Annotated in this window: 21 protein-coding genes; 12 read left to right on the forward strand and 9 right to left on the reverse strand. The window is 63.0% G+C overall.

The genetic code is table 11. From position 1 onward, the window contains the following. Positions 1–108: 108 nt before the first annotated feature. A complete protein-coding gene (locus tag IF103_RS17825) occupies positions 109–996 on the forward strand; it encodes a LysR family transcriptional regulator (RefSeq protein WP_023381778.1) in 888 nt (295 codons plus the stop codon). Here IF103_RS17825 and IF103_RS17830 read toward each other — a convergent pair. Next, positions 984–1,757 carry an AraC family transcriptional regulator gene (locus IF103_RS17830; protein ID WP_023381779.1) on the reverse strand — a complete coding sequence of 258 codons (774 nt, stop codon included), beginning with the start codon at positions 1,755–1,757 and terminating at the stop codon, positions 984–986. The genes IF103_RS17825 and IF103_RS17830 overlap by 13 nt on opposite strands. Positions 1,758–3,138: 1,381 nt before the next feature. On the opposite strand from IF103_RS17830, the gene IF103_RS17835 reads away from it, so the two are divergent. From IF103_RS17835 to IF103_RS17855, 5 genes are all read left to right on the forward strand, one after another. Then, complete coding sequence (locus tag IF103_RS17835; protein WP_023381780.1) at positions 3,139–4,755, forward strand: APC family permease; 1,617 nt, start codon at positions 3,139–3,141, stop codon at positions 4,753–4,755. 29 nt (positions 4,756–4,784) lie between these two features. Further along, entirely contained in the window at positions 4,785–5,711 is a 927-nt protein-coding gene (locus IF103_RS17840) for a 4-hydroxyproline epimerase (RefSeq protein WP_027907419.1), read from the forward strand. A gap of 51 nt (positions 5,712–5,762) precedes the next feature. Then, positions 5,763–6,710, forward strand: a complete 948-nt coding sequence (locus IF103_RS17845) for a dihydrodipicolinate synthase family protein (RefSeq protein ID WP_023381782.1) — start codon at positions 5,763–5,765, stop codon at positions 6,708–6,710. A 77-nt stretch (positions 6,711–6,787) separates the two neighbouring features. Further along, a complete protein-coding gene (locus IF103_RS17850; protein ID WP_186598944.1) occupies positions 6,788–8,365 on the forward strand; it encodes an aldehyde dehydrogenase (NADP(+)) in 1,578 nt (525 codons plus the stop codon). Between the two features lie 2 nt (positions 8,366–8,367). Next, the gene (locus tag IF103_RS17855) at positions 8,368–9,615 is read left to right on the forward strand and encodes an FAD-dependent oxidoreductase (protein WP_023381784.1); all 1,248 of its coding nucleotides are present in this window, start codon (positions 8,368–8,370) and stop codon (positions 9,613–9,615) included. Between the two features lie 59 nt (positions 9,616–9,674). On the opposite strand, the gene xenA is transcribed toward IF103_RS17855, so the two are convergent. Then, positions 9,675–10,766 (reverse strand): xenobiotic reductase XenA, encoded by a 1,092-nt coding sequence (xenA, locus tag IF103_RS17860; RefSeq protein WP_023381785.1) that lies wholly within the window; start codon positions 10,764–10,766, stop codon positions 9,675–9,677. Positions 10,767–10,819: 53 nt separating this feature from the next. On the opposite strand from xenA, the gene IF103_RS17865 reads away from it, so the two are divergent. Next, complete coding sequence (locus IF103_RS17865) at positions 10,820–11,155, forward strand: ArsR/SmtB family transcription factor (RefSeq protein WP_023381786.1); 336 nt, start codon at positions 10,820–10,822, stop codon at positions 11,153–11,155. Between the two features lie 138 nt (positions 11,156–11,293). On the opposite strand, the gene mqo is transcribed toward IF103_RS17865, so the two are convergent. After that, positions 11,294–12,931, reverse strand: a complete 1,638-nt coding sequence (mqo, locus tag IF103_RS17870; protein ID WP_023381787.1) for a malate dehydrogenase (quinone) — start codon at positions 12,929–12,931, stop codon at positions 11,294–11,296. 332 nt (positions 12,932–13,263) lie between these two features. Then, positions 13,264–13,782 (reverse strand): carboxymuconolactone decarboxylase family protein, encoded by a 519-nt coding sequence (locus IF103_RS17875; RefSeq protein WP_027907418.1) that lies wholly within the window; start codon positions 13,780–13,782, stop codon positions 13,264–13,266. A gap of 129 nt (positions 13,783–13,911) precedes the next feature. On the opposite strand from IF103_RS17875, the gene IF103_RS17880 reads away from it, so the two are divergent. Continuing rightward, complete coding sequence (locus IF103_RS17880) at positions 13,912–14,742, forward strand: AraC family transcriptional regulator (RefSeq protein ID WP_202675521.1); 831 nt, start codon at positions 13,912–13,914, stop codon at positions 14,740–14,742. A gap of 66 nt (positions 14,743–14,808) precedes the next feature. On the opposite strand, the gene IF103_RS17885 is transcribed toward IF103_RS17880, so the two are convergent. The 3 genes from IF103_RS17885 to IF103_RS17895 all read right to left on the reverse strand — a co-directional run bounded on the left by IF103_RS17885 (position 14,809) and on the right by IF103_RS17895 (position 18,905). After that, positions 14,809–16,194, reverse strand: a complete 1,386-nt coding sequence (locus tag IF103_RS17885; RefSeq protein ID WP_049818778.1) for an MFS transporter — start codon at positions 16,192–16,194, stop codon at positions 14,809–14,811. 81 nt (positions 16,195–16,275) lie between these two features. After that, positions 16,276–17,859, reverse strand: coding sequence for an aldehyde dehydrogenase (NADP(+)) (locus IF103_RS17890; protein WP_202675522.1), 1,584 nt, complete (start codon positions 17,857–17,859; stop codon positions 16,276–16,278). Positions 17,860–17,960: 101 nt separating this feature from the next. Then, complete coding sequence (locus tag IF103_RS17895; protein WP_027907415.1) at positions 17,961–18,905, reverse strand: LysR family transcriptional regulator; 945 nt, start codon at positions 18,903–18,905, stop codon at positions 17,961–17,963. A gap of 115 nt (positions 18,906–19,020) precedes the next feature. On the opposite strand from IF103_RS17895, the gene IF103_RS17900 reads away from it, so the two are divergent. Next, positions 19,021–20,202: a fumarylacetoacetate hydrolase family protein gene (locus IF103_RS17900; RefSeq protein WP_027907414.1), complete on the forward strand. Its 1,182-nt coding sequence runs from the start codon at positions 19,021–19,023 to the stop codon at positions 20,200–20,202. Between the two features lie 274 nt (positions 20,203–20,476). Beyond that, entirely contained in the window at positions 20,477–22,264 is a 1,788-nt protein-coding gene (locus tag IF103_RS17905) for an IlvD/Edd family dehydratase (RefSeq protein WP_027907413.1), read from the forward strand. Positions 22,265–22,585: 321 nt separating this feature from the next. Here IF103_RS17905 and IF103_RS17910 read toward each other — a convergent pair whose 3' ends face one another. Both IF103_RS17910 and IF103_RS17915 read right to left on the reverse strand, forming a co-directional pair. Beyond that, positions 22,586–23,929, reverse strand: a complete 1,344-nt coding sequence (locus IF103_RS17910; protein WP_202675523.1) for a sensor histidine kinase — start codon at positions 23,927–23,929, stop codon at positions 22,586–22,588. Beyond that, on the reverse strand, positions 23,926–24,585 hold the full coding sequence (locus IF103_RS17915) for a response regulator transcription factor (protein ID WP_023381798.1): 660 nt from the start codon (positions 24,583–24,585) through the stop codon (positions 23,926–23,928). Before IF103_RS17915 ends, IF103_RS17910 begins: the two co-directional genes overlap by 4 nt. A 132-nt stretch (positions 24,586–24,717) precedes the next feature. On the opposite strand from IF103_RS17915, the gene IF103_RS17920 reads away from it, so the two are divergent. Together IF103_RS17920 and IF103_RS17925 are read left to right on the forward strand one after the other, a co-directional pair. Further along, a complete protein-coding gene (locus IF103_RS17920; RefSeq protein ID WP_158491101.1) occupies positions 24,718–24,888 on the forward strand; it encodes a hypothetical protein in 171 nt (56 codons plus the stop codon). Continuing rightward, complete coding sequence (locus tag IF103_RS17925) at positions 24,885–25,355, forward strand: DUF2271 domain-containing protein (protein WP_023381799.1); 471 nt, start codon at positions 24,885–24,887, stop codon at positions 25,353–25,355. Before IF103_RS17920 ends, IF103_RS17925 begins: the two co-directional genes overlap by 4 nt. The last annotated feature ends 16 nt before the right edge of the window (positions 25,356–25,371 follow it).

The following is a 25,371-nucleotide window of genomic DNA, read 5'->3' on the forward strand; positions in this document are numbered from 1 at the left end:
CATGCTACAGGCACCGGCTTGCCAGCAACACGGCCGGACACCATCAAACAATGGCCAGCCAGCCAAGACTTGGTTAAGGTCCACTTACCCAGCACACCAGGCCGCACCATGGACATCAAGCAACTGAAATTCCTCATCGCCCTCGACCAGACCCGCCATTTCGGCCAAGCCGCGGCGCTGTGCCATATCACCCAGCCCACGTTGTCGATGCGCTTGCGCAACCTGGAGGACGAACTGGACCTGGTGCTGGTCAAGCGTGGCCAGCGCTTCGAGGGATTCACCGAAGCCGGCGAGCGCATCCTGGCCTGGGCGCGCACCTTGCTCGCCGCCCACGACGGTCTGCAGGCCGAGGCCGCCAGTTGCCGTGGCCAGGTGGTCGGCAGCCTGCGCCTGGGCACCGTACCGCTAGCCAGCTTCAACCCCATGCACCTGCTGATGCCGCTGCGCGCCAAGTACCCTGAGCTGCACTTTCAGCTGAGCTCGCTCAGCTCCGAGCAGATCATCGACGGGCTGAGCCGCAACCAGCTCGACCTGGGCATCTGCTACCTGGACCAGGTCAACACCAGCTTCTTCGACGTGATCGAACTGGGCATCACCACCATGGGCCTGTTGCATGACACGCGCTTTTTCCAGTTCGACGCCCCACGACTGCACTGGGACGAACTGGCCGACATTCCGCTGGGCCTGCTGAGCAAGGGCATGCACTACCGCCAGTCGCTAGACCTGAGTTTCCGCAGCCGCGGCCTGGAGCCGCTGGCGGTGCTGGAAAGCGACTCCAGCTTCCAGCTGGTCCAGGCGATCACCGCCGGCGTGTGCTGCGCAGTCATGCCGCTGGACTGCGGGCTGGAAGCGCTGAGCGCACACATGCGCATCGTCCCGGTAGTTGACGCCAGCATCCACAGCCCGGTGGGCCTGCTGCTACGTCGCAGCGAGCCACGCTCGGCGATTGCCGAGCAATGTTTCGACGAAGCTCGCGCCCTGTTTCAACCTTCCTGAGTTGCCGTCGCCTGGCGGTATTGCCTGGGTGTGAAGCCGGTCAGTTGCTTGAACTGCCGGCTGAACGCGCTGTGGTCGGTGTAACCGCATTGCAAAGCCACCTCGGTGATCGGCAAGTCGCTGTGCAGCAGGCGATGGGCGTGCTCCAGGCGCGCCTTGTGGATCATCTGCCGCGGCGTGAGGTGGAACACCCGCTTGCAGTAGCGCTCCAGCTGCGCCACGGAGATTCCAGCAATTCGGGTCAACTGGCCCATGCTGATGGGCTGGTGAAAGTGCAGACGAATGTGCTCGTCCACGGCGGCCAGACGCTGGTAGGCAGGGTGGGTATCGGCGGCTGACTGCAAGTCTACCGAGATGCCGACCAGGCCGATGATGCGCCCCTGCGGGTCGTACAACGGGCGCTTGTGGGTCAGGCACCATCCAGGCTCGCGGCTACCGTACAGGTGCAGTTCCAGTTGGTCTTCCAGCACCAGGCCATGCTCCAGCACGCGACGGTCCTGTTCGGTGTAGCCCGGGCCCAGCTGTGCAGGGAACACTTCGGCGCTGGTCTTGCCCAGTAATGGCTGCAATTGCTTGAGGCCACAGCGCTGGACCAGGGTGCGGTTGGCCAGGACATAGCGGGCCTGGGTGTCCTTGATGAAGATGGCGGCGTTTGGGATGACGTCGAGCATCGGGAGCAACAGGGTGACGCTTGCCAGCAACACCTCGAGGGTGGCGGGGTTCTGTGCTTCCAGGGCTTGGTACAGGGCGTGGTGGGGCATCGGGATTCTCGGTTGATTGTGACGGCGCTTTCGCGGCACTCAGAATCGGCACCGCTTGTGCGGTGCATCGCGAGCGAGGCTCGCTCCTACGCTCGTTACGGGCCTGTTGGGCCTGTGACAGGCGCAGCAGATTGCCCTGTGCCACGCATGGAATCGATACCGCTTGTGCGGTGCATCGCGAGCGAGGCTCGCTCCTACGCTCGTTACGGGCCTGTTGGGCCTGTGACAGGCGCAGCAGATTGCCCTGTGCCACGCATGGAATCGATACCGCTTGTGCGGTGCATCGCGAGTGAGGCTCGCTCCTACGCTCGTTGCGGGCCTGTTGGGCCTGTGACAGGCGCAGCAGATTGCCCTGTGCCACGCATGGAATCGATACCGCCTGTGCGCTGCATCGCGAGCAAGGCTCGCTCCTACCCTCGTTGCGGGCCTGTTGGGCCTGTGACAGGCGCAGCAGATTGCCCTGTGCCACGCATGGAATCGATACCGCCTGTGCGCTGCATCGCGAGCAAGGCTCGCTCCTACCCTCGTTGCGGGCCTGTTGGGCCTGTGACAGGCGCAGCAGATTGCCTTGTGCCACGCATGGAATCGGCACCGCCTGTGCGGTGCATCGCGAGCAAGGCTCGCTCCTACCCTCGTTGCGGGCCTGTTGGGCCTGTGACAGGCGCAGCAGATTGCCCTGTGCCACGCATGGAATCGGTACCGCCTGTGCGGTGCATCGCGAGCAAGGCTCGCTCCTACGCTCGTTGCGGGCCTGTTGGGCCTGTGACAGGCGCAGCAGATTGCCCTGTGCCACGCATGGAATCGATACCGCCTGTGCGGTGCATCGCGAGCAAGGCTCGCTCCTACCCTCGTTGCGGGCCTGTTGGGCCTGTGACAGGCGCAGCAGATTGCCTTGTGCCACGCATGGAATCGGTACCGCTTGTGCGGTGCATCGCGAGCAAGGCTCGCTCCTACCCTCGTTGCGGGCCTGTTGGGCCTGTGACAGGCGCAGCAGATTGCCCTGTGCCACGCATGGAATCGGTACCGCCTGTGCGGTGCATCGCGAGCAAGGCTCGCTCCTACGCTCGTTACGGGCCTGTTGTGACTGTGACAGGCGCACATTGCCTTGTAGGAGCGAGCCTTGCTCGCGATGCGGTTGCGCTACAGCCAACACGCCACGATGCCTACAGCCTATCCAAGCGCACGAACGAATCGCCAGCGCTTTTCGCAATTGTGCCGATTTCGTCACCCACCCTGCAGAAAACCATCAAGAACCCATCCCCTCCCCCAGTCCACTCTATGCCCCACGCAAGCCGCACCACACCTACAAGAGCGCGGCCAGAAAAGCCGCACATCGTGACATCAGACCTGCCTATCCAATAACCAACAAAAAGGCGAACCCATGTCAGGCAAATTCAAGAAACAGCTGTCATTGCTCGACCTCACCTTCATCGGCCTTGGCGCCATCTTCGGTTCAGGCTGGCTGTTCGCCGCCAGCCACGTATCGGCCATCGCCGGTCCTGCCGGTATTTTCTCCTGGTTCCTCGGCGGGTTCGCCGTCTTGCTGCTGGGCATCGTCTACTGCGAACTGGGTGCCGCCCTGCCCCGCGCCGGAGGCGTTGTGCGCTACCCGGTTTACTCCCACGGCCCGTTGCTCGGCTACCTCATGGGGTTCATCACCCTGATCGCATTTTCCAGTCTCGTCGCCATCGAGGTGGTCGCCTCGCGTCAATACGCGGCAGCATGGTTTCCCGAACTGACCAAGACCGGCTCGAGCGACCCGACGCTCCTCGGTTGGTTGGTGCAGTTCGGCCTGCTCTGCGTGTTCTTCCTGCTCAACTACCGCAGCGTTAAGACCTTCGCCAAGGCCAACAATCTGGTCAGCGTGTTCAAGTTCATCGTGCCGTTGCTGGTGATCGGCGTGCTGTTCACCTTCTTCAAGCCAGCCAACTTCGAGGTCCAGGGCTTCGCCCCGTTCGGACTGTCGGGCGTGGAAATGGCAGTGTCCGCCGGTGGCATCATCTTCGCCTACCTGGGCCTGACGCCGATCATCTCGGTCGCGAGCGAAGTGAAGAACCCCCAGCGCACCATTCCCATCGCATTGATCCTGTCGGTGCTGCTGTCCACTGCGATCTACGTGCTGCTGCAACTGGCGTTCCTCGGCAGCATTCCGACCGAGATGCTGGCCAATGGCTGGGCCGGCGTGACCAAGGAACTGGCCCTGCCCTACCGTGATATCGCCCTGGCGCTGGGTGTGGGCTGGCTGGCCTACCTGGTGGTGGCCGACGCGGTGATCTCGCCCAGCGGCTGCGGCAACATCTACATGAACGCCACTCCACGCGTGGTCTATGGCTGGGCGCAGACTGGCACCTTCTTCAAGGTCTTCACCCGCATCGACGAACAGTCCGGCATCCCACGTCCTGCGCTGTGGCTTACTTTCGGCCTGTCGGTATTCTGGACCCTGCCGTTCCCATCCTGGGAAGCGCTGATCAACGTCGTCTCGGCCGCTCTGGTTCTGAGCTATGCCGTAGCTCCGGTCTCGGTCGCCGCCCTGCGCCGCAACGCCCCGGACATGCACCGTCCTTTCCGGGTCAAGGGCATGGGTGTGCTCGGCCCTCTGTCGTTCATCATCGCCGCGCTGATCGTCTACTGGTCGGGTTGGAAAACCGTGTCGTGGTTGCTGGCCCTGCAGATCGTGATGTTCGTGTTGTACCTGCTGTGCGGCCGCTTCGTGCCCACCCAGCATCTCTCGCTTGGCCAACAGGTGCGCTCGTCCGCCTGGCTGATCGGCTTCTACGCCGTGACCATCCTGCTGTCCTGGCTCGGCAGCTTCGGCGGACTGGGTGTCATCGGGCACCCGATGGACACCCTGGTCGTCGCCGCCTGCGCGCTGGGCATCTACCACTGGGGCGCCACGACCGGCGTGCCGGCCCACCTGGTGCGCCTGGACGGTGACGACGAAAGCGAAGCCAGCGCCGAACCGCACCCTGGCCACCGCCCTGTCGCGGTCGCCTCTTGAACCCTGGCCCTTCTTCAATGGACACGACCATGAAACGCATCCATGTCATCGACTCCCATACCGGCGGCGAACCGACTCGCCTGGTGATCAATGGCTTCCCCTCGCTGAGTGGCCGCAGCATGGCCGAGCAACGCGACGAACTGCGCGAGCTGCATGACCATTGGCGCCGCGCCTGCCTGCTGGAACCACGCGGCAACGATGTGCTGGTCGGCGCGCTGTACTGCGAACCGGTATCGGCTGACGCCACCTGCGGGGTGATCTTCTTCAACAACGCCGGCTACCTGAACATGTGCGGCCACGGCACCATCGGCCTGGTCGCCTCGCTGCAGCACCTGGGGCTGATCGAACCCGGCGTGCACAAGATCGACACCCCGGTCGGCCAGGTCAGCGCCACGTTGCACGAGGACGGCGCCGTGACCGTCGGCAACGTACCCGCTTACCGCTATCGCCGGCAGGTCGCAGTCGAAGTGCCCGGTTACGGCGTAGTGCACGGCGACATCGCCTGGGGCGGCAACTGGTTCTTCCTGGTGTCCGAGCACGGCCAACGCATCGAGCTGGATAACGTCGAGGCCCTGACCAACTACACCTGGACCCTGCTCAAGGCCCTGGAAGCGCGCGGTATCACCGGTGAAGACGGTGCGCCCATCGACCATGTGGAGTTGTTCGCCGACGACGCCAATGCCGACAGCCGCAACTTCGTGATGTGCCCCGGCAAAGCCTACGACCGCTCCCCTTGCGGCACCGGCACCAGCGCCAAACTGGCCTGCCTGGCCGCCGACGGCAAGCTCGCCGAAGGCCAGACCTGGACCCAGGCGAGCATCACCGGCAGCCAGTTCCAGGGCCGCTTCGAGCGTGAGGGCGAGCGCATCCGTCCGTTCATCACCGGTCGCGCCCACATGACCGCCGACGCCACCCTGCTGATCGACGAACAAGACCCTTTCGCCTGGGGCATCTGAACCGCCCCGGCTTCAACCCTCGACACCTGATTACCGCTAGGAGTGACTACCATGACCGACAACATCTTCACCGGCTGCATGCCTGCCCTGATGACCCCCTGCACCGCCGCGCGCAAACCGGATTTCGATGCGCTGGTGCGCAAGGGCCGCGAGCTGATCGAAGCCGGTATGAGCGCTGTGGTGTACTGCGGCTCGATGGGTGACTGGCCGCTGCTGACCGAGGCCGAGCGCCAGGAAGGCGTTGCGCGCCTGGTGGCGGCCGGCATCCCGACCATCGTCGGCACGGGTGCGGTGAATACCCGTGAAGCGGTGTCGCACGCCGCCCATGCCGCCAAGGTCGGTGCCGCCGGCCTGATGGTGATTCCACGGGTGCTGTCCCGTGGCGCCTCGCTGATCGCCCAGAAGCACCATTTCGCCGCCATTTTGCAGGCTGCGCCGAAACTGCCAGCGGTCATCTACAACAGCCCCTACTACGGCTTCGCCACCCGTGCCGACCTGTTCTTCGAACTGCGCCGCGAGTACCCGAACCTGATCGGCTTCAAGGAGTTCGGCGGCGGCGCCGACCTGCGCTACGCTGCCGAACACATCACCTCCAAGGACGACGACGTGACCCTGATGGTCGGTGTCGACACCCAAGTGGTACATGGCTTCGTCAACTGCAACGCCACGGGCGCCATCACCGGCATTGGCAATGCCTTGCCCCGCGAAGTGCTGCACTTGGTGAGCCTGAGCAAGCAGGCCGCCAAGGGCGACGCCAAGGCCCGTCGCCTGGCCCGTGAGCTGGAGTCGGCGCTGGCGGTACTGTCGTCGTTCGATGAAGGGTGCGACCTGGTGCTGTACTACAAGCACCTGATGGTGCTCAACGGCGACAGCGAATACACCCTGCACTTCAACGAAACCGACGTACTCACCGACGCCCAGCGCAACTATGCCGAACAACAATACGCGCTGTTCCGCCAGTGGTACGCCAACTGGTCGGCCGAACAGAACATTGCGTGACTCTAGGGGGGCTGCTGCGCAGCCCTTTCGCGGCGCATCGCGCCCCAAGCTCTGATTCAGATTTCGAAGGAAGCCCCATGCACCTGACAGGTAACCTGCTGATCGGTCAAAACGCCGTGACCGGCAGCCGCGAAGCGCTTCGCGCCATCGACCCTGCCACCCACCAGGCTCTGGAACCGGCGTATGCCGGCGGCACAGGCGAGCACGTGGCTCAAGCCTGTGCACTGGCCTGGGCAGCGTTCGACGATTATCGCGAAACCACGCTGGAACAACGCGCCCGCTTTCTCGAAACCATCGCCGAGCAGATCGAAGCATTGGGCGATGCCCTGATCGACCGCGCCGTCGCCGAGACGGGCTTGCCCAAGGCGCGCATCCAGGGCGAACGCAGTCGAACCTGCACCCAACTGCGCACCTTTGCCCGGGTCATACGATCAGGTGAATGGCTGGACGTGCGTGTCGACAACGCCCTGCCCGAGCGCCAGCCATTGCCACGCCCCGACCTGCGCCAGCGCCAGGTCGCCCTGGGCCCGGTGGCGGTGTTCGGCGCCAGCAACTTCCCGCTGGCCTTCTCGGTTGCCGGTGGCGACACCGCCTCGGCACTGGCCGCTGGTTGCCCAGTCGTGGTCAAGGCCCACAGCGCCCATCCTGGTACCAGCGAGCTGGTCGGCCATGCCGTGGCCCGCGCCGTGAAACACTGCGGCTTGCCCGAGGGCGTGTTCTCGCTGTTGTACGGGGCAGGCCGTGAAGTCGGCATCGCCCTGGTCAGCGACCCGCGTATCAAGGCTGTCGGCTTCACCGGCTCGCGCAGCGGTGGCATCGCTTTGTGCCAGGCTGCCCAGGCGCGCTCGGAACCTATCCCCGTCTATGCGGAAATGAGCTCGATCAACCCGGTGTTCCTGTTCGAAGCCGCGCTGCAAGCCCGTGGCGAGGCACTGGCCCAAGGCTTCGTCGCCTCGTTGATCCAAGGCGCGGGCCAGTTCTGCACTAACCCCGGCCTAGTGATCGCTCGCCAGGGGCAGGCCCTGCAACGCTTCATCCAGGCAGCCAGCGAGCAGCTCCGGCAGGCGGACGCACAGACCATGCTCGCCCCTGGCATCTTCGCCGCCTATGAAGCCGGCGTCGGCGCCCTGGCCGCGAACGCCAATGCCCAGCATGCGGCCAGCGGCAAGCCGCACACTGGCCCGAACCAGTGCCAGGCGCAGCTGTTCATCACCCAGGCCAGTGCATTGCTTGCCGACCCGGCGTTGCAGGCAGAAGTGTTCGGCGCGGCTTCGTTGGTGGTGGCCTGCGACGACGACGAGCAGATGCGCCAGGTTGCCGAACACCTGGAGGGCCAACTCACCGCCACGCTGCACCTGGACGATGCCGATATCGGCCGCGCACGTGCCCTGCTGCCGACACTTGAACGCAAGGCCGGGCGCATTCTGGTCAACGGCTGGCCGACCGGCGTCGAAGTGTGCGATGCCATGGTCCATGGCGGGCCGTTCCCGGCCACATCCGATGCACGCAGCACCTCGGTCGGTACTGCGGCGATCCTGCGCTTCCTGCGCCCGGTGTGCTACCAGGGCATGCCTGATGCACTGCTGCCGCCGGCACTCAAGCACGACAATCCGTTGCAGTTGCGCCGCCTGCTCGACGGTAGACGGGAAAGCTAGCCATGGTCGAAACCCTTGAAACCGATATCGCCGTGGTTGGCGCCGGCATCGTCGGAGTCGCCTGTGCCCTGCAACTGGCCCGACAAGGCCGCCGCGTGCTGCTGATCGACCGTCAGCAACCAGGCCTTGGCGCCTCCTACGGCAATGCCGGACACCTGGCGACCGAGCAGGTGTTCCCTATCGCCGACCTGTCGATACTCAAGCGCCTGCCCCGCATGCTGTTGGACCCGATGGGCCCGTTGCGGCTGGACTGGAAGTACCTGCCAAAGGCCTTACCCTGGTTCACCCGCCTGCTGCTCAACCTGCGGCCGGCACCGTTCCAACGCAGTGTGGCCGGCATCCGGGCGCTGAATGAAGCCAGCCTGGGGGCATGGCAGCGGTTGCTGGGGTCGATCGGGCGCAACGACCTTTTCAAGGAAGATGGCTCGTTGCTGGTGTTCGAGCGACCGGAAACGCGGCAGGCGCTCGATGCCCTGCAGGCGCGCATGCGTGAGCAGGCCGTGCCGGTGGAATACTGGTCCGGTTCTGCTGTTCAGACGGCGGCGCCGCAGCTCAATGCGCAGATCCAGGGCGGCTTGTTCTTCCCCCGTACCGGGCATTTCCTGGACCCTCACCGCGTGGTCGCCGAGCTGTTCGACGCTGCACGATCCTGTGGCATGCAGTTCGCTCGCCATGAAGTCGTGGGAGCCACACTGGAAGCGCATGGCGTGACCTTGGCCACCGCCCAACGTCAGCTCAAGGCGCGCCAGGTGCTGATCGCCTGTGGTGCCCATTCGGCGAAACTCACCAGCGCGCTGACCGGCAAACCGGTGCCGTTGGACACCGAGCGCGGCTACCACCTGATGTTGCCTGACGAGCAGCAGCGGTTGCCGTTCGCCGTCACCTCGTTCGAACGCAAGTTCATCATGACGCCCATGGCCGAAGGCCTGCGCCTGGCCGGCACGGTGGAATTCGCCGGGCTCGACGCGCCGCCGAGCATGCAGCGTGCCTGGCAGTTGCACCGTTTGAGCAAAGGGTTGTTCCGGCGAGACCTGAGCATCGAGGGGGCCACGCCATGGATGGGCTTCAGGCCATCATTGCCGGACTCGTTGCCGGTGATCGACCAGGTGTGCGAAGGACGGGTGATATTGGCGTTCGGGCATCAGCATCTGGGGCTGACCCAAGCGGCGGTGACGGCGCAATGGATTGCGCAAATGCTGGCGGGTAAGAGGGGATCGCAGATGGAGGCTTACCGGCTGGACCGGTTCTGATCCCCATTGCAAAGGCCGCGTCCACCTGTGGAAGCGGCCTTGCGTCGCGAAAGGGCCGCTCAGCGATAGCGCTCGAGCCAGTGTGCATATGGCGCTGGCAAGGTCCACGAGGCTTTATCGACCCCCAGTTCCTTGGCCGCGAAATACGCCCAATGCGGGTCCGCCAAATGGGCGCGGCCCACCGACACCAGGTCGAGCTGATCGGCCTTCAGTGCCCCTTCCGCCAACTGTGGCGTACCGAAGCCCCACGCCGAAGTCACCGGCAGACCCGCCTCACGGCGCACACGCTGGGCAATCGGCCCCATGAAGGCGGGCCCCCACGGAATGTGGGTGTCGGGAATGGTGAAACCGACGCTGACACTCAGCAGGTCCAGGCCACCCGCCTTGAAACGGCGCGCCAGCTCGATCGACTCTTCAAGGGTCTGCTCGTCGCGACCGTCATATTCCAGCACACCAAAACGCGCGGTCAGCGGCAGGTGCTCTGGCCACACTTCGCGCACGGCGGCGAGGGTTTCCAGCAGAAAGCGGCTGCGGTTCTCGAAGCTTCCACCATAGGCATCGGTCCGCCGGTTGGAATGCTCGGAGAAGAAGCTCTGGCCCAGGTAGCCATGGGCGAAGTGCAGTTCGATCCACTCAAACCCGGCATCGCGGGCACGGCGGGCGGCGTCGACGAAGTCCTGCTTGACCCGTGCGATATCCTCCAGGGTCATCGCACGGGGTACTTTCGGCAAGTGGGCACCGAAGGCGATGGCCGAAGGGGCGATGGTGTCCCAGCCTCGGGCGTCGTCGGCAGCGATATGGTCATCGCCCTCCCAGGGGCGGTTGGCACTGGCCTTGCGGCCGGCGTGGGCGATCTGGATGCCCGGCACCGAGCCTGCGGCCTTGATCGCCTTCACCACCGGGACGAAAGCTTCGGCATGCGCATCGCTCCAGATGCCCGCGCAACCGGGGGTGATGCGCCCTTCTGGCGATACTGCCGTGGCCTCGACCACCAGCAGGCCAGCACCACCCCGGGCAAGACCTGCCAAGTGCACATGGTGCCAGTCATTGATCATGCCGTCCTCGGCCATGTATTGGCACATCGGCGGGATCGCGATGCGGTTACGCAGGGTGACATCCTTGAGGGTATAGGGTTCGAACAGCGCGGACATGGACAGACTCCAAGGGTTAACGACATTTACGATAGTTCGATCATATTCGAACTATGGCAATTTGTGAAACCCCCGTTATCATGGCGACCATGCGAGCCTACAAACATCCCAACCCCGAAGACCTCATCCTGGAGCGCGTGCTCTACGCCCTGAGCGACCCTGTGCGCATGGAGATCGTGCGCCATCTGGCAGGCGTGGCCGAGGCCAGTTGTGGCGAGCTGGACGGCGGTCGGCCAAAATCCAGCATGTCCCATCACTTCCGGGTATTGAGGGATGCGGGGCTGGTACATACGCGCAACGTCGGCACCACGCACATGAATTCACTGCGTAGCGAAATGCTCGATGAGCGCTTCCCTGGCTTGCTGGGGTGCATCCTGCGGCAGGTGTAGAGAACGAACGAGCTTCTCGGTGCCCGCACCGGCCCTTTCGCGGGTGAACTCGCGTCTGCAGGCTCCATCACTGCCTACCCAAGCCAAAAAAAAAGCCACGAGGTCACCCCCCGTGGCTTTCGTTCACGACGCTGCCGCTTACAGCGCCATGTCGTTCTCGGGCTTACTTTCCAGCGGCTGGCTCACACCGGTGCTGGTACCGACGCTCTGGTCGATCACCGGCGGTTTCTCCAGTTGCAGCACTTCAGCGGTGTAGTTCCACTCTTTCTGAGTAGCCGCCGCCGAATCGTTCAACTTGGTGCCGTAGCTCGGGATGATCTGCTTGATCTTGGCCTGCCACTCAGGGGTCGCGACCTTCTCCTTGAACACGGTTTCAAGCACATGCAGCATGATCGGCGCTGCAGTCGAGGCGCCTGGCGAGGCACCCAGCAGGCCAGCGATGGTGCGGTCTTGCGAGGCAACCACTTCGGTACCCAGCTTCAGCACGCCGCCTTGGGCTTCGTCACGCTTGATGATCTGCACGCGCTGACCAGCCTGCCACAGTTTCCAGTCTTCTTTCTTGGCGTTCGGGAAGTAGGTGCGCAGGGCTTCGAAGCGGTCGTCGTCAGACTGCATCAACTGACCGGCGAGGTATTCCACCAGCGGGTACTGGTCGATACCCACCTTGGCCATCGGCCATACGTTGTGGGTGGTGGTGCTGCTCAGCAGGTCCAGGTACGAGCCGTTCTTCAGGAACTTGGTCGAGAAGGTAGCGAATGGCCCGAACAGGATCACGCGCTTGCCGTCCAGTACGCGGGTGTCCAGGTGCGGAACCGACATGGGCGGCGCGCCGGTCGAGGCGATGCCATAGGCCTTGGCCATGTGCTGCATGGCCACGGTCGGGTTCTCGGTGACCAGGAACGAGCCACCCACTGGGAAGCCTGCGTACTCCTTGGCTTCAGGAATGCCCGACTTCTGCAGCAGCTTCAGCGCGCCGCCACCGGCGCCGATGAACAGGAACTTGGCATCGGTAGCCGACTCGGTACCGTCCTTCAGGTTCTTGTACTCGACGTGCCACGAGCCGTCTTCGTTGCGGGTGATGTCCTGCACTTCGGTGGACAGTTTCAGGTCGAACTTGTCCTGGGTCTTGAGGTGACCGACGAACTGGCGGGTGATCTCGCCGAAGTTGACGTCGGTACCGATGGGGGTCCAGGTCACGGCCAGCTTCTGGTTCGGGTCGCGGCCTTCCATCATCAGCGGGACCCACTTGGCGATCTGCGCGTGGTCCTCAGAATACTGCATCGGGCGGAACAGCGGGCTCGCCTGCAGCGCGTCATAGCGCTTCTTCAGGAACTTGATGTTGTCGTCGCCCCACACGAAGCTCATGTGCGGGGTGGTGTTGATGAACGAGTGCGGGTTCTTCAACACGCCCTGGCGTACCTGCCAGGCCCAGAACTGACGCGAGATCTGGAAGGCTTCGTTGATTTCGATGGCCTTGGAGATGTTGACGTTGCCGTCTTTGTCTTCCGGCGTGTAGTTCAGTTCGGCCAGCGCGGAGTGGCCGGTACCGGCGTTGTTCCAGCCGTTGGAGCTTTCTTCGGCGACGCCGTCCAGGCGCTCGACCATTTCCATCGACCAGCTTGGCTCCAGCTCGTGCAGCCACACGGCCAGGGTGGAGCTCATGATGCCGCCGCCGACCAGCAGCACATCGACTTTCTTGGTTTCTTCGGCGTGCGCTTGCATGAAGCTTGCAGCGACAGCCAGACCCAGCAAGGTCTTGCCAGCTTTCTTGAACATTGATCAATTCCAGTCAGTAGAACGAAGGGGGTCTGTGGCTAACCCGGGTATTGCTTGTTCTTCAGCGCAGGCTTGTTGTTGATCATTGTTCAGCAGCCAGAGAACCAGAAAACGACCCAGCCTTTTGTCGTATTGACCGACATGGCTGAATCGTTTCGCCGATTGTATCTGAAATGCCAGCACAAACAAATTGCAGGGCCCAGCGTCAAGGCGACAGGATGTCTCAGTGGACATCCACCGCTTGCGCCTGATTCCCCCCCAGGATATCCGGTCCCCCTGGTAAGGCGCAGTGGGTTTCCCCCCGACTTCTGGGCGCTTTGCCAGCGTACCTCCTAGTGTGCCGACGGCGGGAAGTCGATCTCGGTAGTGGCGATGTTGTTCAGGTAGTTGGTCAGGGTCAACAACGTGACCTGTGCCACCACCTCCACGATCTTGCCATCGTCAAGACCGGCCTCGCGTGCCGCAGCGATCTGCTCGTCGCTCAATTGGCCTCGGCTCTCGGTGATCTGGTGAGCCAGCGCTGCAACTGCGCTGAGTGTGCCGCTGCGGGCTTGGCCAATGGCCTCATCGCTCAGACCAGCCTTGGCACCAAAGAAGGCGTGTGCAGCCAGGCAGTAGTCGCAACCATTGATTTGCGAGGTGGCAAGGGCAACGACTTCACGCTCGGCGGCGCTCAGTGAGCTCTTGCCCAAGGCTTGGGCGAGGCCCAGGTAGCCCGTGAGCGCAGCCGGGGAGTGAGCCAGGGTCTTGAAGGCGTTGGGAATGAAGCCGAGACCTTTTTGAATGCCTTCGAGGGCTGTGCGCGAGCCAGCAGGAGCGTGGTCCAGCGAGAGAGCAGCGATACGCGTCATGGTAGTTCTCCAGTAGGTTGATTAGCCAGCTTGTCGATCAAGCCTGGAGCCAATCTTAGGGAGGTGGACTATCCTTTCGGCTTCAGATCGTCGAATATTTGCAACAGATCGTCTAAATTCGAGTGCGCCATGGACCGATTATCGACACTGCTCAAGCACTTCAACCTGCACGCGTCCACCTTCCACCAGGGTGGTTTCTGTGGAACGACCGGCTTTGATGGGCAACACAATCTCGGCCACGCACATCTGCTGCGTTCAGGGCGTCTAGCCTTCAGCGGCGCGCGCGGCCAGCTCACCGAGCTGACCGAACCCAGCCTGATTCTGGCGGTGCGGCCGCAGGCGCATCAGCTGCTGGCCAGCGAGGCAGATGAAGCAGAATTGGTGTGCGCTACCTTGCAGTTCGATGGCGGGGCCAATAATCCGCTGACCCTGGCTCTGCCGGACTTCATCATCAAGCCACTGCGCGAATTGCAGGGCCTCGATGGCACCCTCGACTGGTTGTTCGAAGAGGCCTTCGGCGACGAATGTGGACGGGATGTCATCCTCAATCGGCTGTTCGAGCTGATGGTGATCCAGCTACTTCGCCATCTGATCGCCAGCCGCAGCATTGCCTCGGGGATGATGGCCGGGTTGGCCAATGCTCAGTTGTCCCGCGCGCTGGTGAGTATCCACAACGAGCCACAGCGCAATTGGTCCGTGGCGCAGCTGGCTGATCGCTCAGGCATGTCACGCGCAAGCTTTGCTGCGCACTTTCGCGACACCGTGGGTGTCACCCCCGCGGATTACCTGGCGAACTGGCGAATCAGCCTGACGCAAAAGCGCCTGCGCGAAGGCCGCCCCATCGCCCTGATTGCCGATGAGGTCGGCTACGAAAGTCCGTCAGCGCTGGCCCGCACCTTTCGCCGAAAGGTAGGCACGAGCCCAAGGGAATGGCTGCAGCAGATCACGCAAGACGCCTAGCCGAACGCTTTCCCCATTGCGTAAGCATCAACAGCACCGGCCTCGGCGTCCTGGTATGCAAGGTGCTCATGCCATCTCCGGCTCCATTTGCGTACGTCGCTCGACGCCGGACCGCTTCAGCATTGCAGCAGGTATCGCCAGGATGAGCATGCCACTGATGAATAGGCACAAGCCCAGCACGTAGGTGCCGTTGTTGATATTGCCAGTGAGGTTCTCCGCCACTGCCGTGATCATCGAGCCGGTGAAGCCGGACAAGTTGCCAATCGCGTTGATCATGCCAATGCCCGCCGCCGCCGCGACTCCCGACAACACGGTGCCTGGCAGCGTCCAGAAGATCGGCATCAGGCTCAGCACACCAGAAGCGGCAACCGTGAGGAAAACAATCGACAGCATGACGTTATCTGCGAACGCGGCGCTGAGCATCAAACCACAGCCGCCGATGAACGCAGGTATCGCTGCATGCCAGCGGCGCTCGCCCGTACGGTTGGAATGGCGCGCATTCAGGAACATCGCAATGACCGCCACGCTGTAAGGAATGGCGGTCAACAAGCCGATCTCCAGGCTGCTGGTCACGCCCGCGCTCTTGATGATCGACGGCATCCAGAAGGCCAAGCCATAGAAACCGGTATTGAACGTCAGGAGGATCAAGACCAGCAACCAGACTCGCGGGTTGAAGAATACATCGCCCAACCGCGAGACCTTACCGTGTTCCTCCTGTTGCAGGTTGGCCTTGAGCAATTGCTTTTGCGCATCCGACAGCCAACCAGCCTTGTCGATGTTGTCGCACAGGCAGGTGAACACCACCACGGCCATGATCACCGAGGGCAAGCCCTCGATCAGCAGCATCCATTGCCACCCCGCCAGGTCATGCCAACCATCCATTCGGGTCATCAGCCAACCCGACAGCATGCCGCCGAGGGTGAGGCTGACAGGCATCGCCATCAAAAAGCCCGACATGACTCGGCTTTGCCGATGAGTCGGGAACCAGTAGTTGAGGTACAGGATTACTCCAGGGAAAAAACCAGCCTCGCAAATACCCAGCAGAAAGCGCAGCACATAGAACATGGTGCTGGACTCGACGTGGAAAAACCCTGCCAACGGCTGGGTGAACGCGACGGCCATCGAAATGATCGCCCAACTCAGCATGATCCGCGCGATCCAGAAGCGCGCGCCGTAGCGATGCAACAGCAGGTTGCTCGGTACCTCGAACAGGAAATAGCCCCAGAAGAACACGCTCGCGCCCAGGGCGTACACGGTGTTGCTGAACTGCAGGTCATCGAGCATGCTCAGTTTGGCAAAGCCGATGTTGACCCGGTCCAGGTAGGCTGCGATGTAGCACAGCAACAGGACTGGCAGGATACGCAAGATGACCTTGCGGTAGGTGCGATCTTCGAACGCCTGATCGGGGGCGGGGGCGACATTGTGTTGAGCCATGGCCAAGCCTCTTGGCATGTCGTGCATGCCTGTTGTTGTTATCGAATGAGCACCGGGTACGACCGCACCCGGTGGTATTGCGCCTATCGGTAGCAGTGTTCAGCGAATCGGTTCACGGGTGGGCTGGCCGTCGACCAATCTCAGCAGCCCCAGGGGGTTGGCGTCGCGCAGTGCCTCGGGAAGCAGTGCATCAGGGAAGTTCTGGTAGCACACCGGACGCAGGAAGCGGTCGATCGCCAGCGTGCCGACAGAGGTGCCACGGCTGTCCGAGGTGGCCGGATACGGGCCACCATGAACCATCGCGTCACTGACTTCGACGCCAGTCGGGTAACCGTTGACCAGCACCCGGCCAACCTTCTGTTCGAGCACCGCCACCCAAGGCGCGGCCTGCGCCAGGTCGCCGGGTTCGCCAATCAGCGTGGCGGTCAGTTGGCCGCCAAGCGCGTGCAACGCGGCAACAAGCTGGTCCTGGTCAGCCAGTTCAACCACCACCGTGGCCGGGCCGAAGATCTCTTCTTGCAGCAGCGGCTCCCCCTCCAGCAACAAGTGCGCATCGGCCTGGAACAGCTGAGGCCAGGCCTGGTTACCCTGCTGCTCGGCCCCTGCAAGAAGGCGGATGCCGGCCCGCGCCTTGAGGGTGGCTACCCCCCGGGCGTAGCTGGCCAGGGTGTCGGCGTTGAGCATGGTTTGCGGCGCCTGCTCGGCCATCTGTGCGCACAGGTGCTCGACGAAGGCGCTGAATTGCGCTGAGCGTACCCCCAGCACCAAGCCTGGGTTGGTGCAGAACTGTCCACATCCCAATACCACCGAAGCGGTCAGTTCACGTGCCACGGCCTCGCCGCGAACGGCCAGCGCCTGGGGCAGCACCAGCACCGGGTTGATGCTGCTCATTTCGGCGAATACCGGAATCGGTCGAGGTCGCGCCGCCGCCATATCGCACAAGGCACGCCCCCCCTTGAGCGAACCGGTGAAGCCGACGGCCTGAATGTCAGGGTGCTTGACCAACGCCTCGCCGACCCTGCCGCCAAACACCATGTTGAATACACCCGCCGGCATGGCGCAGCGTTCAGCAGCGCCGACGATCGCCTCGGCGACCCACTGCGCCGTGGCCATGTGGCCGCTGTGTGCCTTGAACACCACGGGGCAGCCGGCGGCCAACGCTGCGGCTGTATCGCCACCGGCCGTCGAGAATGCCAGGGGGAAGTTGCTGGCGCCAAAGACGGCGACCGGCCCCAGGCCTATGCGGCATTGGCGGATGTCCAGGCGAGGCACTGGCTGACGCTCGGGCTGTGCACGATCGATGCGAGCGCCGGTGAAATCACCTCGTCGCAGTACGGTGGCGAACAGCCTCAGCTGGCCGCTGGTCCGCACCCTCTCGCCCTGGATACGCGCGGGGGGCAAGGCCGTTTCACGGCATACGGTTTCGATGAAGTCATCACCCAAGCCATCCAGGGCGTCGGCGATCGCATCGAGGAACTCGGCCCGGCGCGCGGCGGACAGTGCCCGGTAGACCGGATAGGCTGCAGCTGCCGCACGGGCAGCGGCGTCCACCTCCTGTTCCGTGGCTTGATGAAAGGCTTCGGGCAGTGCCTGTCCGGTGCGCGCATCGATGCTGTAAAGGGTCGCCTGGCCAGTAGCGCGGCGGCCCCCACCGATGAATTGTTGGCCTGCGTGTGACGTCATGGGTGATTCCTCGGCGTTACGAAAGACATGGGGCGCTAATCTAGGCGGCTCTGCGATTCTTGCCCAATGGCTTTTAGGGATCATCCGATAACGGAACGTTATCAATCCTCCGAAACGCGACGCGCATGCGTCAGGAGGATCTCGGCAAACTCCAAGGCCGCGCCGCTCAAGGGCTCACCCTTGCGGGTGAGAATGCCGTAGTCCTGGGGTGTGAGGTGCAGTGGCGTGTCCAGATTGACCAGCACGCCACTGGCCAGGTGCGGCTCGACCATCGCCTGGGGCAACATGCCGATCATGGGCCCGCCCAGTAGCACCTTGAGGAAGGTCTGCATGGAAATGGTATCGATGGTGTTGCGCGGCACGGCAACGCCCGCCTCGGCGAAGGCCCGCTCCATGCGTCCGCGGATGGGCGTGCCCTTGGGGTAGAGAATCCACGGCCACTCCAGCAATTGTGGCAAGGTCACCGGCCCAACATTGCTCAAAGGGTGCTGGTCGTTGACCACGAAGCAGAAGGGCTCCGGCGCCAGCGGCTGGAAGTCGAAGCGCTGGCGCTGGGACACGTCGGTAAAGCGGGCCACAGCCAGGTGCAGGATCTTGTCTTCGAGCATGGCCATCAGGTGATCGCTGGTTTGCTCCACCACCTCGATCGACAGCAGTGGCTTGCGCTGCTTGATCTCGACGATGGCATCCGGCAACGCCACGGCGGTGGCCGCGAAAATGCCACCCACCTTCAAGTGGCCGTGCCCACCCTGGCGCAGGCTGTCGATCTGATCGACGAAGTTGCGCGCATCGTTCAATGCGACCTGGGCATAGCGCAATACCTGCTCGCCCAATGCGGTGGGCGGCATGCTGCGCGGCAGGCGGTCGAACAGGGCGAAACCGAGCAGGTTTTCGATTTCCTTGAGCATCTTGCTGATCGCCGGCTGGGTAAGGTTCATCTGCTGCGCCGCCAAGTGCATGTTGTGGGTGCGCCCAAGGGTGTCGATGAGCAACAGGTGGCGGAACTTGAGCCAGTTGCAGACGTGGGAGAAAGACAGGTCCGACATGTGATCCACCTTTGTTGCAATAACCATATGTTATCGAATAGTGAAAAGATGCCATTGGAGTTTATCGCGCGGCTTGCCTAGCGTGCAGCTTTCCTGTTCCAAGAGATTTGATGCCATGCCGATAACCCTCACGCCCGCCAACACCCTGCCCGAGGATGGCCTGACCGGCACCCTGATCGGTCGCGCCTGGACCCCCGGCGAACCTGGGGGCCCTTCGCTGATCACCCTGCGAGCCGATGGCGTGTTCGATCTCTCCGAGCGCTTCGCCACCCTCAGCCAGCTACTCGAAAGCCAAGACCCCGTGCAGGCAGTGCGCAGCACCCCAGGCCGCTTCCTGGGCAGCGTAGAGGACTTGCTGGGCAACAGCGGCGAAGCGTTCGACGCCGACCTGCCCTATCTGCTCGCGCCGGTCGACCTGCAGGTGATCAAAGCGGCGGGCGTGACCTTCGCCGCCAGCATGATCGAGCGGGTGATCGAGGAGCAGGCTGGTGGCGATGCCAGCAAGGCGGAGTCCGTGCGCGCCACGGTGCGCTCGGTGATCGGCGACAACCTGCGCGCAGTGCGCCCTGGTTCTCAACAGGCCATGGCGCTCAAGGCACTGCTGATCGAACAGGGCATGTGGTCGCAGTATCTGGAGGTCGGCATCGGCCCGGATGCCGAGGTGTTCACCAAGGCCCCGGTGTTGGCGGCGGTCGGCAGTGGCAGCGCCATCGGCGTGCATCCGCATTCGGCCTGGAACAACCCCGAGCCTGAGGTGGTGCTTGCAGTGGACAGCCGCGGTCGCATCCACGGCGCGACCCTGGGCAATGACGTCAACCTGCGCGACTTCGAGGGGCGCAGCGCGCTGCTGCTGAGCAAGGCCAAGGACAACAACGCCTCCTGCGCGGTCGGCCCGTTCATTCGACTGTTTGACGAGACCTTCGACCTGGACGCGGTGCGCCGCTGCGTGATCGACCTGGAAGTCGTAGGCACCGACGGTTACCGCCTGATCGGCAGCAGCTCGATGGATCAGATCAGTCGCGACCCAGAGGATCTGGTCCGGCAGACGCTCAATGAAAACCACCAGTACCCCGACGGTTTCCTACTGTTCCTCGGCACCCTGTTCGCCCCGACCGAGGACCGCGACCTGCCTGGTGCGGGGTTCACCCACAAGCCTGGCGACCAGGTGCGCATCGCCAGCCCCTTGCTGGGCCAGTTGCACAACCAGGTGACCACGAGTGACAAGGCCCACCCCTGGACCTTCGGCCTCGGCGCGATGATGCGCAACCTGGCCGCCCGAGGGCTGCTGCAACACTGACGCAACGGGCACCCCTGGCACATGAAATCGGCGCCATACGCTCCGGCGGCCTGGCGCCGATCCTGGGTATCTTCTGGTCGGCCTGACCGGTGGGGCCTACTGGGTGCTGACGCTCTATACACTGGCGCTGTCTGAGCTAGCCCTGATCGGCACCTGGCTGTTGACCGAAACCCGTGATAACGCGATTGGCAGCACCGTCTCAGGGGTGCCCAGCCTTGCCCAGGCCAGCGTGTTGCAACGCCGACCGGTGCCCATAAATACAAGAGAGAATGACATGACCGATACCCTGAAACGCCCGTTGCGCAGCCAGCAATGGTTCGACGACCCGAGCCACGCCGACATGACCGCGCTGTACGTCGAGCGCTACATGAACTACGGCCTGACCCGCGACGAACTGCAATCCGGGCGGCCGATCATCGGCATCGCCCAGACCGGCAGCGACCTGACGCCTTGCAACCGCCACCACCTGGAACTGGCCCAACGGGTCAAGGCGGGGATTCGCGATGCTGGAGGGATCCCCATGGAGTTTCCGGTGCACCCGATCGCCGAGCAGAGCCGCCGACCAACCGCCGCGCTGGACCGTAATCTCGCCTACCTGGGCCTGGTGGAAATCCTCCACGGCTACCCGCTGGATGGCGTCGTGCTGACCACCGGCTGCGACAAGACCACACCGGCCTGCCTGATGGCCGCTGCCACCACGGACATGCCAGCCATCGTGCTCTCCGGTGGGCCTATGCTCGATGGCCACCACAAGGGCCAGCTGATCGGGTCGGGCACGGTGTTGTGGCATGCGCGCAACCTGATGGCCGCGGGCGAAATCGACTACGAAGGCTTCATGGAGATGACCACCGCCGCCTCGCCGTCGGTTGGCCACTGCAACACCATGGGCACGGCACTGTCGATGAACGCCCTGGCCGAGGCACTGGGCATGTCGCTGCCAGGCTGTGCAAGCATCCCCGCGCCCTACCGCGAACGCGGGCAGATGGCCTATGCCACCGGCCGACGCATCTGCGAGCTGGTGATGCAGGACGTACGCCCGTCGTCGATCATGACCCGCGAGGCGTTCGAGAATGCCATTGCCGTGGCTTCGGCCCTGGGCGCTTCGAGCAACTGTCCGCCGCACCTGATCGCTATCGCCCGGCACATGGGCATCGAGCTGTCGCTGGACGACTGGCAGCGCATCGGAGAGGACGTGCCGCTGCTGGTCAACTGCATGCCGGCGGGCAAATACCTGGGTGAAGGCTTCCACCGCGCGGGCGGCGTACCGGCGGTGATGCACGAACTGCGCAAGGCCGGCCGTCTGCACGAGGCATGCGCGACAGTCAGCGGCAAGACCATCGGCGAGGTGGTTCGCGATGCAGTCACCAGCAATCGCGAAGTCATTCTCCCGTTCGATGCCCCGCTCAAGCACAACGCCGGATTCATCGTGCTCAGCGGCAACTTCTTCGACAGTGCGATCATGAAGATGTCGGTCGTCGGTGAAGCCTTCCGCAAGACCTATCTGGCCGAACCCGGCAAGGAGAACAGCTTCGAGGCCAGGGCCATCGTGTTCGAGGGGCCAGAGGACTACCACGCCCGCATCGACGACCCTGAACTGGACATCGACGAGCGTTGCATTCTGGTGATTCGTGGCGCCGGCACCGTGGGTTACCCAGGCAGCGCCGAGGTGGTCAACATGGCGCCACCTGCCGCGCTGATCAAGAAAGGCATCGACTCGCTGCCGTGTCTGGGGGACGGACGCCAGAGCGGTACGTCGGCCAGCCCTTCGATCCTCAACATGTCACCGGAGGCAGCCGTCGGCGGTGGCCTGGCGCTGCTGCAGACCAACGACTGGCTACGGGTGGACCTCAACCAGCGGCGCGTCGACCTTCTGGTGGACGACGAAGAGGTGGCACGCCGGCGTGCAGCCTGGACGCCGAACATCCCTGCCTCGCAGACACCATGGCAGGAGCTCTATCGCCAACTCGTTGGGCAGTTGTCCACCGGCGGCTGCCTGGAGCCGGCGACGCTGCACATGCGTGTGATCGCCAGGACGGGCGGAGTGCCACGGCATTCTCATTGAAGATCCTGGAAAGGGCTCCCACGGTGAACCTGTGGGAGCTGGCGCAGCTTGCGATCGGACGCCATCACCCCCGCACCAGAGGCTGTTGGGCTACGTAAGGGACATGCCCCTCGCGTGCACGATCGACAGCGATGAACGCTCATCCGGGCCTCGCATGACCTGGACCCAATGGCCAAGGCGCTGCTGGAGGAAGCTGCGCTGGGGAGGATAAAACATTCAGACCGCAGCACGGAAAAGCCCCAGAAAACCTACCGTTTTCCAAGGCGTGATGTGCTCCCGGCAAGGGCTGATTCATGGTACCAATAGAACGCCGGTGACATCTCAGTCTTTTAGGTTGGGGACAAGCGGTAACCAGATGCAGACTTCAAACCCGTCTTCTCGACCTGTTGCCGGGGAGCGCAATTTCATTCTGGCATTCACCCCCTGCACGATGGTTTTGGCAATCGCCAAGCCCAGTCCAGAACCACTGATCTCACTGTGACCGCGCACAAAACGCTCGGTCAGGTGCTCCAAGGTAGACTTCGGCACCGTTGGGCCGCTATTGATAACCCGTAGCTGTGCTTGTTCGGTCAGGCTGACTTCGACCGGTTGGTCCGTTGCTCCATACTTCAGCGCATTTTCAATCAGGTTGCGCAGCAGAATGCCAAAGGCATCCGGGTCGATGATCGAGTAGACACCCGTCTGGCTTGGCAGTTGCAACTCAATGCGCTGCCCGCTGCGTTGGTTCCACTCGTCCACTCCGTGGGCAAGCAATGGAATCAGGTCCTGTGGCGTTTCGGACAACAGCCCGCCGCCCTCGGCTTTGGCCAGCTGCATGAGTTTTTCTGAAAGCCGTGAAAGCTCGCGCAACGCGTTCTCGATCTTCTGCGCACGCCTTCGCAATGGACCGTCGGTCGCTTCACGGTGTAACCGCTGGATCTGCGCCAGGGTCGAGGCCAACGGTGTGCGTAGTTCGTGGGCACTGTTGGCGGTAAAGCTGCGCTCGGCCTCCAGGGCATTGCGCAAGCGCTCCAGCAGGTGATTGACCGCCTCAGCCAGCGGATCGATTTCAGCCGGCAGGTGCTCCACCTTGATCGGCGACAGATCACCCACACCACGCGCTTCGATAGCACGGCGGTAAGCCAGCACGCTGCCAAGGCTGAAACGCACAAATAACCAGGTGCCCAGCAGGCTGATAGGAATCAACACCAACAAAGGCAACAACAACGCAAACAAGGCCTCCCGCGCGGCTTCGCGACGGTGACCAAGCGGTTCGGCAATCTCGATGAACAACGTCTGGCGCAGTGCACTGGCGCCATACAGTCGGTACTTTTCAGAAGTGGAAAAACCTTCGGTGGGTTGTCGATTGAAGATCTCCGGATTGGCGTCGTGAGACTGCATCAGAATCTTGCCCTTGGCATCGCGCACCAGGTACGTCAGGTATTCCTTGTGCATTTTCAGGGTCGCAACGTGCTGCGCAGTCCGAGGCGCTTGCCGATTGCTGATTTCGAGCTCGACCAAAGGCAGGATGCGTTGCGCTGTCTCTTCCAACGCGCCGTCGAACGCTTCGTTCAACTCGTGTCGCACCACCAGCCAGGCACCAACTGTCGCCAGCAGCCAGAGTAAAGTCATTCCCAGGGTTAGCCCCAGGCCGAGACGTATTTGCAGGCTCGAAGACGGCTTCATGCGGACATCAACCGGTAGCCCATGCCCCGCACGGTTTCAATCAGGTCGCGCCCAAGTTTTTTACGTAGGCGGCTGATGTAGACCTCGATGGTATTGCTTTCGATTTCGGCGCCGAAGGCATACAGCCGCTCTTCAAGCTGCGATTTGGACAGCAGCGCACCGGGGCGTTGTACAAACGCCTCGAACAGCGCCCACTCCCGCGCCGTGAGGTCCACCGTCGCACCGCTGCGCTGCACCGTACGGGCACTCATGTCGACCTGCAAGTCGCCGAGCTTGATCTGTGGATTGGGGTTGCCGCTATAACGTCGGGCCACCGCCGCTACACGGGCCGAGAGCTCAAACAGGTCGAACGGTTTAACCAGGTAGTCATCGGCACCGGCATTGAGACCCGCGATACGATCGGATATCTGGTCCTGTGCGGTCAGGATGATCACCGGCGTCACCTCCCCTGCCGAGCGTTGTTGACGCAGAAAATCTAGGCCAAGCCCATCCGGGAGCATCAGGTCCAGCAGAATCAAGTCGTAAGGCGTAGTACGGACGCTAGTGCGTGCGTGATCCAGGCGCTGCACCCAATCGACGGCGTGGCCGTCATCGGCAATCTGCTCGCGCACCGCTTCCCCCAAGCCTGGAGCGTCCTCGACCAATAGAACTCGCATCTGACACCTCCTGTGATGGTTGTCGGGCGGCACCTTAATCGTCCTAGCTGACGTGAATCTGAAGATTCAGCTGGTTGTCAGGAATGCACCTTAGGGTATGCCACAGACACCGACCCCGGCAGGAGATAGATCATGAAATCAGATTGTATCGCCAATGCCAGGCGGTTGAGCCTGCTGGTCAGCGGTTACGCCCTGGCCGCAGCCCTCGCGCCGAACGACGCCTCACCTGTCGATGAGTTTCAGGTTGCTGTCAGCAAGCAGGTCCAGACTCTCGATCCAACGATCAACAGGACGCTTTCATGAAAAAGATCATTGCAGCAACCTGCCTCGTCGGCGCCATTGCGCTGCCGGCGCTGGCCCAGGCCCGCGAAGTGACCTTGACCACACAACTCAAGGACTACAGCGGTAACGATGCCTACCTGGCGATCTACGTCACCGATGCCAATGGCCAATATCAGAAAACCCTCTGGGTAGCCGGCAAGAAGGCCAAATATTACAAACACTTGGGCGACTGGGCCCGTGGCAGCGGCATGAACCCGAGTGAGTTCGATGGGGTCAGCGGCGCCAGTGTCGGCAGTGGAAGCACGCTCAACGTCAGCGTGGAACTGGCAGACACCCTGATCGATGCCGGGTATCAGATTCGCATCGACAGCGCGGTGGAGGACAAACGTGACGCCCGCGGCGATGTGAGCGTACCCCTGACGTCCAAGGGCTCAGGCAAGCCCGCGGCCGGCAGTGTCTACGTCGACACCTTTACTTACGATCTGTAACACCCGCCACCGCTGG

Source organism: Pseudomonas sp. SK2, from assembly GCF_016772395.1.
Lineage (GTDB): Bacteria > Pseudomonadota > Gammaproteobacteria > Pseudomonadales > Pseudomonadaceae > Aquipseudomonas > Aquipseudomonas taiwanensis.